A 12,107-nucleotide genomic window follows, 5' to 3' on the forward strand; every position below is an offset into this window, starting at 1 on the left:
TGAATTTATATATATTCAATAAAATGTATTTTAACAGATTTAAATAAATATGCAATATATTTTTTGAATATAAATTTATTGTTTTTTGTTATGATTAATGTTATCTCAGAAAAACTTCTTTTAAATCACTGTTTAACAATGCATTAATTACTATTTTAAAATTCTTTTTCTCTTTTAATCCTCTATTCATTTATACAGTTTTTTTGTATAAATAAGCACAAAAAAAAAGACGAGAGACATTGAAGTCTCTCGTCTTTTTTCTCTTTTTAATTACACTTCTTCACAGTGTGCGTCAAATGCAGACTGTAGTTTGGATACGACAGCCATTGGATCGTGTCCTTCAATTTCATGACGTTCAACCATCGTAATGATTTTCCCATCTTTTAATAGAGCAAAAGATGGTGAAGACGGTGGATAGCCTTCAAAAAATTCACGCGCACGTGCTGTCGCTTCTTTATCCTGACCAGCAAATACCGTTACAAGCTGATCTGGACGTTTATCATAATGAATCGCGTGTGATGCTGCTGGACGAGCAATGCCTCCCGCACATCCGCACACAGAGTTCACCATTACAAGTGTTGTACCTTTTTGTGCAAACGCATCTTCTACATCTGTAGCCGTTGTTAGTTCTGTATATCCTGCTGCCGTAATTTCTTGGCGCGCTTGTTTAACTACGTCATTCATGAACAAATTAAAATCTAAGTTAAAGCCCATGTTTTTTGCCTCCTTCTCATACCGTAGCTTAATGATACATTTGTTAGGTTTTCTTTTCAAATGAAAATGTTTAAAGGGAAATGCTTACGGTCATACTATCAATACATCTAGAACCATACCCCTAAACTCCCTAGATGGAAGGATTATGTGATCATAATCCTTCTTTTTTATATTTTAGCACAATATTCGCTTCATACTGCTCAATTAAGTCTTCTAATGCCTCAGCAACAGTCACATTCCCTGCTGTTAGCTCCTTCTCTGCATGAGCGAGCGAGGCCTTAGAGACGGGATGCTGATAAAAGGAAGCAAGAAGCTGGTCATTAATCAGCGTGCGTACCCACTGTTTTAACTGATCGCTTCGCTTTTGCTCAAAACGGCCGATGCTTTTCATATGCAACACGTACTGCTGAATCACGCTCCATACGTCTGCAACCTGCTCCTCGTAAAGAGCTGAGCAGGTCATCACCTTCGTCGCCCATTCCTGATCATTCGGTGCTAACACGTGAAGAAGCGTTTCTAGTTCGCCCTTTGCAATTCTGGCGCGCTCACGGTTATCTCCGTCCGCTTTGTTAATGCAGATCAGCTGGACAAGCTCCATAATTCCTTTTTTCATTCCTTGAAGCTCGTCTCCTGCTCCTGTTAACGTAAGCAGGAAAAAGAAATCCACCATATCCTTCACTAGAAATTCGCTTTGACCGACTCCTACGGTTTCAATGATGATGACATCGTACCCGCCTGCTTCACATAGTAGCATCGTTTCCCGCGTTTTTCGGTGTACTCCTCCTAGCGTTCCTTGTGATGGAGACGGGCGGATAAATGCTCTCGGATGCTTTGATAACTCTTCCATCCTTGTCTTATCCCCTAAAATACTGCCCCCTGTCACAGAGCTACTCGGATCAATGGCCAGAACCGCTACTTTATGTCCTTGCTCACATAGATATAGACCAAACTTTTCAATAAACGTGCTTTTCCCTGCTCCCGGGACTCCTGTAATCCCAACGCGAATAGAAGCACCTGTTGATGAATAAAGCTCCTTTAACACTTCCTGGGCTTGATCCTTATGCTTGGCGGCATTGCTTTCGATAAGCGTAATCGTCTTGGCAAGCCAAGCACGACTTCCTTCCTTCACGCCTTCTACATACTGATTAGTCGAGTGGCGACGCTTCATCGTCTTGCTCCGTCTCGTCATTTAATCGTTTTTTTATTTCTTCTACTACCTTTTCTGCCGCGTTCGGAATGACTGTTCCAGGACCAAATACCGCTGATGCACCGTTCTCATACAAAAACTCATAGTCTTTATGAGGAATAACGCCTCCTAAAATAACTACGATGTCCTCTCGTCCATGCTTTTTAAGCTCTTCAACAAGCTTTGGCAGGAGTGTTTTATGCCCAGCAGCTAGCGAGCTGAACCCTACGACGTGCACGTCATTTTCAACCGCTTGCAGTGCGGTCTCTTCTGGTGTTTGGAAAAGTGGACCGATATCAACGTCAAACCCTAAGTCCGCAAAAGCAGTCGCAATGACTTTAGCACCGCGATCATGACCATCCTGACCCATTTTTGCAACTAGTATACGAGGTCGTCTTCCTTCTTCCTCTAGGAAATCTTCCGTAAGAGAGCGAACGTGCTCAATTTGCTCTTTTTGAGCGAACTCTTGGCTATAGACGCCGCTAATGGAGCGAATCGTCGCTTTATGGCGCTTCGCCACTTTTTCGACCGCATCTGAAATTTCACCAAGTGAGGCACGACATCTTGCCGCTTCAACTGCTAAAGCAAGTAAGTTTCCTTCGCCTGTTTCCGTTGCTTTTGTAATGGCGTCTAGCGCCTGCTGTACTTTCCCTTCATCGCGTGTACGACGAAGCTCTTCAAGACGCTCAATTTGCTTTAACCTTACGGACGTATTGTCAATGTCCAAAATCTCAAGTGGTTCAGTGGACTCCTGACGATATTTATTGACTCCGATAATGGTTTCAGCTCCAGAATCGATTTTTGCCTGACGTCTTGCCGCAGCTTCTTCAATTCGCATTTTCGGAAGACCTGTTTCAATCGCTTTTGCCATTCCACCAAGCTCTTCAATTTCCTTCAAATGCTCTTCTGCGCGCTCAATTAGCGATTGAGTGAGAGACTCCACGTAATACGATCCACCCCAAGGGTCAATCACGCTACAAATCCCCGTTTCATTTTGCAAATAGAGCTGTGTATTTCGCGCAATACGCGCTGAAAAGTCCGTTGGCAGTGCTATGGCTTCATCAAGTGCATTCGTATGAAGAGATTGCGTATGTCCCATCGTAGCAGCTAGTGCCTCTACGCACGTGCGAACGACGTTGTTATATGGATCTTGCTCCGTTAAGCTCCATCCCGATGTTTGTGAATGTGTACGAAGCGCCAGTGATTTTGAATTTTTAGGCTGGAACGGCTCGATCATTCGTGACCACAGTACCCGTGCCGCTCTCATTTTGGCGACTTCCATAAAATAATTCATGCCAATCGCCCAGAAAAACGAAAGCCTCGGCGCAAAGGAATCAATATCAATTCCCGCTTTTAACCCCGTTCGCACGTATTCCAATCCATCTGCAAGCGTATAAGCAAGCTCAAGATCAGCAGGTGCTCCCGCTTCTTGCATATGATAGCCAGAAATACTAATGCTATTAAATTTCGGCATGTGCTGAGACGTAAATGCAAAAATATCGGCAATGATACGCATGGACGTCTCAGGAGGATAAATATACGTATTACGAACCATGTATTCTTTTAAAATATCATTTTGAATCGTTCCTGATAGCTTCTCCAGTGAAACACCTTGTTCTTCCGCTGCCACGATATAAAAAGCCATAATCGGCAATACAGCGCCGTTCATCGTCATTGATACGGACATTTGATCAAGCGGAATACCGTCAAATAGTACGTTCATATCTAGAATAGAATCTACGGCTACTCCTGCCTTCCCAACGTCTCCAACGACACGCGGGTGATCAGAATCGTAGCCGCGGTGTGTAGCCAAATCAAATGCGATGGAAAGACCTTTTTGACCCGCTGCTAAATTACGACGGTAAAAGGCGTTGCTTTCTTCTGCTGTCGAATAGCCTGCGTATTGTCTGATCGTCCACGGTCGATTCACATACATCGTGGCATAGGGTCCTCGTAAAAACGGTGCAAGCCCTGGAAAAGAAGGAAGAAAATTCACATCCTGACGATCTTCTTTTGTATAGAAAGACTGAAGCGTAATGTTTTCGTTTGTCTGAAAAACAGCTTCCGCTTTTACAGGTGAAGATGGTGCTTTTGTAGAAGAAGCATTGCTTGAAAAAGTCGGTCGTTTATACATGTTTGGCCACCTCCAAAAGGGTGAATAGCTTTTGCAATTGCTCGAGCTGTTTCCCTCTAACGTTGATAAATGGACGTTCGTCCACTTCCTCTGTCTCTATTACAACACGCTGTGGGCTGCTTTCAAGAAGGCGCTGATTCAACGCTTTTTTAAGATCGTGTTCCCCACATAAAATGATCACAGCTTTATCATGCGTCTCCATCCATAGTAGAGCTTCTTCAACAGATAAACACAGCGGACTTACCGTAACAGGCAGACCCGTCATTTGCACGAAATTCTTTGTTCGATCCCCTTCTCTATACGCTTCCTTCGTATCTCCTAGCACAACAACCGAGAACGAGGCGTCCTCTAGACGTACAAATTGTGTTCGCAAATCTTCGAGTTCAGCGATCGGCTGGAACTTTGGTAACGGAGCCACCCGTTCTCCCGTTTCAGTTGATTTCATCTGTTCCGTAATAAACGCTCCTGCCTTATACGCTTCTATCCATTCTGCTATTGATGCTGACGTATGCGTTTCTGTGGATGCGTAAGCGTTTAAGCGATTCTCTTGCTCCTCACCAAACTGCACAATGTCTGAATACGAAGCATCTTTTAAGCGATCCATCGCATTTACATAGTGAGTGACACCTACCGCGACTGGCGGTTTGGCACCTCTTTTTGCCACCGCTTCTTCGATTTGTTTGTGAATAAATCCGCTTTTAATCGATGACGTCATGCCTCCATTTTCCTCAATGGTTAAAAAGAGATTCCATGCTTCATCAATGAGTGATTGCGTCATGGATTCAACGTAATAAGATCCACCTGCAGGGTCTGTTACTTTTGTTAAATAAGATTCCTGTTCTAAAATAAACAGCGTATTACGAGCCATTCGAAACGAAAAGTCTGTTCCCTTTGAAAAGCGTTGATCAAATGGCAATATCGTTAGACCTTCCACTCCACCTACGAGAGCAGAAAATGCCTCCGTTGTGACACGTAGCATATTGTTGTACGCATCATAGCTTGTTTTCGTCTGTGCAGACGTCTCCCCATGAAGATAAATGGCAGGTTCATAGCTTTCATCAAAGCTTGCCATCATTCTCGTAAACAAGGAGCGAAAAGCACGAAGCTTTGCAATTTCCATAAACGTCTGCGATCCAACTGAAAACGAACAGACAAGCTGCTTCCCAATTTGATCGAGGCTAATCCCTCTCGTTCTTCCTTCATGGACATAATCAGCAGCGGTTGCAAGCGCATAAGCGAGCTCTTGAACGATCGTTGCTCCTGCGGCGTGATAAGGCTGACTTCGAACCATCATCGTTTTTAGCTCGATTCCTGAAGCCTCCTGCCATTGAATGAGCTGATGCCATTGGTTATATACATCCGTCAAAGGTAAGGAACTTTCGCCCCCCTCAACGAACGCACCGATTGGGTCCATTGCAATGATTCCCTTTAACTTCTTAAGATCATCGTTTTCTCGCTCACAGTAGGCTGCAATCAGACTAATAAGCGGTGTTGCTGATAGACCTGCATAAACGAAGAACGGATATTTCGATAGATCGATACCATGCAACAAGTTTGCCACGTCTTCTATTGAAAGAATGGACACCCCGTCTGTCAGATTGGATTTTCCCATCTTACCTCGTGTCATAACAGAATGTGGCGTGAACGCAATTACATTCTGTCCCTGCTCTAGAAAGCTTCTTAACTTTTTGTTGCTCTCTACTGGGTTTGGGTGTGAAACTGGCTGACAGCAATCGACTTGCTTCGCTGATTGCAGACGGTAACCACGAACATTTTCTCCCTGTCCCGGATATTGATCGAGCGCTAGCTCATTTGTATCACTTTCAGAATAAAGCGTTTTCAAAATAATATTCTCGACAGTGGATTGGTGAAGTGTATGCTCCTGTTTCCCCTTGAGCGTACGCTCTACTTCCTCTAGCCACTTTTCTCTCATCGACTGCTCGGAATGCTTGATCGTGCTCCCCTTATCGTTCATGTCTTTTCCCCTCTGTCAAAAAGAATTTTGTACCCCTTTGTAGTCTCTATTAAATTAAAATTCAGTCTTCTCTCTTTATCTTAATATATTCCACTTCTGGTATCAATTATATAAAAAGGACCGCCTACTACCGATTGGCAGTAGGCGGTGAACTTTTTAATAAACGGACGTATTATCCGCTGAAATGTTTTCAACAATTTCTTTTACACGAGCAAGGAAACGCCCGCATACAAGACCATCAAGTACGCGATGATCAAGCGATAAACATAGATTTACCATGTCACGTACGGCAATCATTCCATTATCCATCACAACTGGACGCTTTACGATTGACTCTACTTGTAAAATCGCTGCTTGCGGATAGTTAATAATTCCCATTGATTGAACTGAGCCAAATGATCCCGTGTTATTTACGGTAAACGTTCCGCCCTTCATTTCTTCTGCTGAAAGCTTACCTGTACGAACCTTAACGGCTAGCTCTGATACTTCGCGACCGATGCCTTTAATTGTTTTTTCATCGGCCTGCTTAATAACAGGAACAAATAGCGCATCATCTGTTGCAACGGCAATTGAGATATTGATATCTTTCTTTTGAATGATTTTATCTCCCGCCCACATTGAATTCATTTCTGGGAATTCTTTAAGCGCCTGAGCAACGGCTTTTACGAAGAACGCAAAATACGTTAAGTTAAAGCCTTCTTTTTGCTTGAATGATGCTTTTAATTGATCGCGGTATGCCACTAAATTTGTTGCATCCACTTCCACCATCATCCATGCATGAGGTGCTTCATGCTTACTACGCAGCATGTTCGAAGCAATGGCCTTACGCACGCCTGTAACAGGAATCTCAACATCGCCCGGTTGAAGGTCAACCGCTGGTGCTGCTGCCTCTTTCTTAGGAGTCGCGGCTGGTGCTGATGGCTGTGCTGCTTTTGGTTCCGGTGCTTTTGGTGCTTCAGGTGTTGCAGATGCAGATGGAATGTTTCCAACTTCAATTAGCTTTAGAAGATCCTTGCGCGTAATGCGTCCACCTGCTCCTGTTCCGTTCACTTGCTCAAGATCGATATTATGCTCTTGAGACAAACGTAACACGGCTGGAGAGTAGCGTTTTTTGTTCGGCTGATCACCTGCTGGCGCTTGTGCTTGAACACTTTCTTCTTTTGGTGCTTCTTTAGAAGGTGCACTTTCGCCTGCTCCTTCTACTTCAATTAAGCACACGACTTCACCAACTGGAATCGTATCGTCTTCGTTTGCTACAAGCTCTTTGATCACTCCTGTAAATGAAGAAGGTACTTCAGCATTTACTTTGTCAGTTGTCACTTCTGCAATCGGATCGTACTTGTTGACTTTATCTCCAACAGATACGAACCACTTGCTGATCGTTCCTTCTGTTACGCTCTCACCTAATTGTGGCATCGTAATTTTTTCGATGGGCATTTGTTTAACCTCCCTTAAAATTCAGCTAGTTCTCGCATCGCTTTTTCTACTTTATCTGGATTCACCATAAAATGCTTTTCCATTGTTGGGGCATATGGCATAGCAGGTACGTCTGGACCTGCTAGACGTTTGATCGGAGCATCCAGGTCGAATAAGCAGTTTTCACTGATGATGGCTGCCACTTCGCCAATAATGCTTCCCTCTTTGTTATCCTCTGTGATTAAAAGCACTTTGCCCGTTTTAGACGCTGCTTCGATAATCGCCTCTTTATCAAGCGGATATACCGTACGTAAATCTAAAATGTGAGCAGAAATACCGTCCGCTGCTAATTTTTCTGCTGCTTGCAGCGCAAAATGAACGCAAAGGCCGTATGTAATAACCGTAATGTCATCGCCTTCTCGTTTGACATCCGCTTTTCCGATTGGAAGCACATAGTCATCCTCTGGAACTTCTCCTTTAATTAAGCGATACGCACGCTTATGTTCAAAGAATAAGACCGGATCATCATCACGAATAGCCGCTTTTAACAACCCTTTTACATCGTAGGGAGTAGAAGGCATCACAATTTTTAATCCTGGTGTGTTGGCAAACATCGCTTCCACCGATTGTGAATGATACAACGCACCATGAACCCCACCGCCGTAAGGAGCACGAATCGTAATTGGACACGTCCAATCATTATTGGAACGATAGCGTGTTTTGGCTGCTTCAGATACGATTTGGTTGACCGCTGGCATGATGAAATCGGCAAACTGCATCTCAGCAATTGGACGCATTCCGTACATAGCTGCTCCAATTCCTACCCCTGCAATTGCGGACTCTGCTAATGGTGTGTCAATTACACGTTCCTCACCGAACATTTCGTAAAGGCCGTTCGTTGCTTTGAACACGCCACCTTTTTTCCCAACGTCTTCTCCTAATACAAACACCTTCGGATCGCGTTGCATTTCTTCTCTCATCGCCATTGTTACTGCATCAATATAAGAAATTACTGGCATAATTGTCCCTCCTTACTCAGCATATACATGCTTCATCGCATGTTCCGGATCAGCATATGGTGCACTTTCTGCATAATCTGTTGCTTCGTTTACTGTATTCATAATATCATCTAGCATTTCTTGTTCCTTCGCTTCATCTAGAAGGCCCACTTCTCGTAAATACGCACCAAACGTCACGATTGGATCTTTCTTTTTCGCTTCGGATACTTCGTCCTGTTCACGATAGCTGCGATCGTCATCATCACTTGAATGCGGCGTTAAGCGATACGAAATTGTCTCAACAAGCGTTGGTCCTTTTCCTTCGCGCGCACGGTCTGCCGCTTCTTTTACGACTTTGTATACTTCAAGTGGATCGTTTCCGTCTACTGTGTAACCAGGCATTCCATATCCAATTGCACGATCAGACACGTTCTCACACGCTAATTGTTTTTCAATCGGTACAGAAATCGCGTATTTGTTGTTTTCGCACATGAAGATGACAGGAAGTTTGTGTACACCTGCAAAGTTTGCTCCTTCGTGGAAATCTCCTTGGTTTGATGATCCTTCACCGAACGTTACGAACGTAACAAGATCTTTCCCTTCCATTTTCCCAGCTAGGGCTACACCTACTGCGTGTGGTACTTGCGTTGTTACAGGTGAAGAACCCGTCACAATGCGATTTTTCTTGCTACCGAAATGCCCTGGCATTTGACGGCCGCCTGAGTTTGGATCTTCTGCTTTCGCAAAGCCTGATAGCATCAAGTCTTGTGCCGTCATTCCAAACGTAAGCACCACGCCCATATCACGATAATATGGCAGTACGTAGTCCTTTTCATTATCAAGCGCAAAAGCTGCTCCAACCTGTGCCGCTTCTTGTCCTTGACAAGAGATAACAAACGGAATTTTACCCGCACGGTTTAGAAGCCACATACGCTCGTCAATTTTACGAGCTAAGAGCATCGTTTTATACATTTCCATTACTTTTTCATCACTTAAACCTAACGCTGCATGGCGGTTTTCAGTCATTAATACACCCTCCTAATCAATCATACCTTTTACTATTAAAAGTGAATGGCTTTTCCTTCTACGGCTAAGGCTGCTTCCCCAATTGCCTCTGACAAACTTGGATGCGGATGGATCGTATGCGCAATTTCCCAAGGCGTTGCATCTAACAGTTTCGCAAGACCTGCTTCTGAGATCATGTTGGTTACGTCTGGACCAATCATGTGTACGCCAAGTAGATCATTCGTTTTGGCGTCGGCAATAATTTTAACAAATCCGTCTGATTCGCCGTGAACAAGGGCCTTCCCAACCGCTTTGAATGGGAATTTTCCGATCTTCAATTCAAAACCTTTTTCCTTCGCCTGATCCTCTGTGAAGCCGACGCTTGCAATCTCGGGATGACTATAAATACACTTCGAGATTTGCGTGTAATCAATTTTTAATGGACGTTGGTCTGCAAGATGCTCGACCGCTACAATTCCTTCATGTGAAGCAACGTGAGCAAGCTGAAGACCTCCGATCACATCACCAATCGCATAAATATGTGATTCCTTCGTTTGATAATAATCATTTGTATCAATAAAGCCATTTTTCACTTCGATTGATGTGTTTTCAAGACCAATTCCCTCTACGTTCGCCTGTCTACCTACAGAAAGAAGCACTTTATCTGCTGTAAACTCTTCTACAGTATCGCCCACTTTCGCGCGAATACGAACCGTTTCATCAATCTTTGTTTCTTCCCCAAGCACTTGTGCACTTGTGACGATTTTAATCCCTTTACTCTTTAAAATCTTCGTCATTTCTTTGGCAATTTCTTTGTCCTCTGTCGGAAGAATTTGCGCACTATATTCGACCACCGTTACGTCTACTCCGAAATCAGCAAGCATGGACGCCCACTCGATTCCGATTACGCCACCGCCAATAATCATGATCGAAGATGGCAGTTCATCCATTTGTAACGCTTCGTCAGACGTAATGATGTGCGTTCCGTCTACCGTTAGCCCTGGAAGCGTTCGTGGACGTGATCCTGTCGCAACCACCACGTTTTTCGGGATGAGCATTTCATTTTCTGATCCGTCATTGTTTTCTACAGAAATCGTTCCTGGCATCGGTGAAAAAATAGATGGCCCTAAAATACGGCCGATTCCTTCATAGACATCGATCTTGCCTTTTTTCATCAAATGCTGCACGCCTTGATACAGCTGATCGACGATTTTTTGCTTGCGCTCTTGTACTTTTAAGAAGTTCAAGTGAACATTCTCAGTCGTAACGCCAAACTCTTCTGACTTTTTCGCCAAAGCAAATACTTCGGCACTGCGAAGAAGGGCTTTACTTGGAATACAGCCTGCATGAAGGCACGTACCACCAAGCTTGTTCTTTTCTACCACGGCCACTTTTAACCCAAGCTGAGACGCACGAATAGCCGCTACATATCCTCCAGTCCCTCCGCCGAGTACTACTACATCATATTCTGTCGACATTTTACTTTCACACCTTTCTAATTAAGCACCTGGATAGTCTTTCGCTTCCTCTTCGCCGCGCAACACGCGAAGGGCCCCCTCTGTTAACGCTTGAAGCTCGTTCTCGCCGGGATGGACAATCACATCGGCAATCCAATTGACTCGACTCATAATTAACTCCGTGAAGCTTTGCGAGTATGCTAGACCACCGGTCAAAATAATGCCATCCACTTTTCCGTATAAGACGCTGCTTGCTGCGCCAATTTCTTTCGCTACTTGATAAGCCATCGCGTCAAAGATAAGCTTTGTTTGCTGATCACCTTTTTCAATCATCTTCTGCACCTTCACCGCATCAGATGTACCGACATAACCAGCTAATCCACCTTTTCCAACGAGCATTTTCATGACTTCATCACGGTAATAACGTCCTGAAAAACAGAGATTGATGAGGTCCCCCGCTGGTACCGTTCCTGCTCTCTCAGGACTAAACGGACCATCTCCGTGCAGACCATTATTCACATCGATGACTTTGCCATGTTTGTGCACCCCAACGGTGATTCCACCGCCCATATGGACAACGATAAGGTTGAGCTCTTCATACGTGCTCGCAAGCTCTTTTGCCACTCGTCTAGCAACCGCCTTTTGATTAAGCGCATGAAAAATACTTTTTCGTTCAATTAACGGGAATCCTGATACTCTCGCTACGTCTTCTAATTCATCGACGACCACTGGATCTACGATAAAAGCTGGGATATTAAGGCCTGTCGCAATTTCATGAGCCAGTATTCCACCTAAATTTGAAGCATGTTGTCCTGCATATCCTTTACGTAAGTCAGCGAGCATCGCTTCGTTTACTTTGTATGTACCGCCTTGAATCGGGCGTAGTAATCCACCCCTTCCACAGACAGCACTCATTTTCGATAAGTTGATCCCTTCTTCATCGAGGGATTCTAAAATAGATTGTCTGCGAAAAGCGTATTGATCACTAATCGTTTTATATTGATTGATTTCATCAACGTCATAGCGAATTGACTTTTCAAAAATAAGCGTTTCGTTATGAAACACGCCAATTTTTGTGGAGGTAGACCCAGGGTTAATAACTAACACGCGATATTCTTGAGCTTGCAACGTTCCATCCTCCTACTTGATGTTTAAGATACAGATGGCTCAAAAAGGATTCATCCCCTTGAGCCATCTCTTCTGGTGTCATGTGTCATCGTGC

General features: G+C 44.0%; 9 protein-coding genes. All 9 read right to left on the bottom strand.

Features of this window, described 5'->3' with window-relative positions; translation table 11 throughout:
• Nucleotides 1-270: 270 nt before the first annotated feature.
• Nucleotides 271-714: a BrxA/BrxB family bacilliredoxin gene (locus IE339_RS18505; RefSeq protein WP_053402197.1), complete on the bottom strand. Its 444-nt coding sequence runs from the start codon at nucleotides 712-714 to the stop codon at nucleotides 271-273.
• 151 nt (nucleotides 715-865) lie between these two features.
• The gene (gene meaB, locus IE339_RS18510) at nucleotides 866-1,882 is read right to left on the bottom strand and encodes a methylmalonyl Co-A mutase-associated GTPase MeaB (RefSeq protein ID WP_242169971.1); all 1,017 of its coding nucleotides are present in this window, start codon (nucleotides 1,880-1,882) and stop codon (nucleotides 866-868) included.
• Entirely contained in the window at nucleotides 1,860-4,034 is a 2,175-nt protein-coding gene (gene scpA, locus IE339_RS18515; protein ID WP_242169974.1) for a methylmalonyl-CoA mutase, read from the bottom strand. The genes meaB and scpA overlap by 23 nt, the downstream gene beginning before the upstream one ends.
• The gene (locus tag IE339_RS18520; RefSeq protein WP_242169977.1) at nucleotides 4,027-6,009 is read right to left on the bottom strand and encodes a methylmalonyl-CoA mutase family protein; all 1,983 of its coding nucleotides are present in this window, start codon (nucleotides 6,007-6,009) and stop codon (nucleotides 4,027-4,029) included. Before IE339_RS18520 ends, scpA begins: the two co-directional genes overlap by 8 nt.
• A 156-nt stretch (nucleotides 6,010-6,165) precedes the next feature.
• The gene (locus IE339_RS18525) at nucleotides 6,166-7,446 is read right to left on the bottom strand and encodes a dihydrolipoamide acetyltransferase family protein (protein ID WP_242169981.1); all 1,281 of its coding nucleotides are present in this window, start codon (nucleotides 7,444-7,446) and stop codon (nucleotides 6,166-6,168) included.
• A 14-nt stretch (nucleotides 7,447-7,460) separates the two neighbouring features.
• A complete protein-coding gene (locus IE339_RS18530) occupies nucleotides 7,461-8,444 on the bottom strand; it encodes an alpha-ketoacid dehydrogenase subunit beta (protein WP_053402192.1) in 984 nt (327 codons plus the stop codon).
• Between the two features lie 12 nt (nucleotides 8,445-8,456).
• The gene (locus tag IE339_RS18535; protein WP_053402191.1) at nucleotides 8,457-9,449 is read right to left on the bottom strand and encodes a thiamine pyrophosphate-dependent dehydrogenase E1 component subunit alpha; all 993 of its coding nucleotides are present in this window, start codon (nucleotides 9,447-9,449) and stop codon (nucleotides 8,457-8,459) included.
• A 35-nt stretch (nucleotides 9,450-9,484) separates the two neighbouring features.
• The gene (gene lpdA, locus IE339_RS18540) at nucleotides 9,485-10,906 is read right to left on the bottom strand and encodes a dihydrolipoyl dehydrogenase (RefSeq protein ID WP_242169983.1); all 1,422 of its coding nucleotides are present in this window, start codon (nucleotides 10,904-10,906) and stop codon (nucleotides 9,485-9,487) included.
• A 21-nt stretch (nucleotides 10,907-10,927) separates the two neighbouring features.
• Complete coding sequence (buk, locus tag IE339_RS18545) at nucleotides 10,928-12,013, bottom strand: butyrate kinase (protein ID WP_242169987.1); 1,086 nt, start codon at nucleotides 12,011-12,013, stop codon at nucleotides 10,928-10,930.
• Nucleotides 12,014-12,107 lie beyond the last annotated feature (94 nt).

It is taken from the genome of Priestia koreensis (assembly GCF_022646885.1).
Classification (GTDB): domain Bacteria; phylum Bacillota; class Bacilli; order Bacillales; family Bacillaceae_H; genus Bacillus_AG; species Bacillus_AG koreensis_A.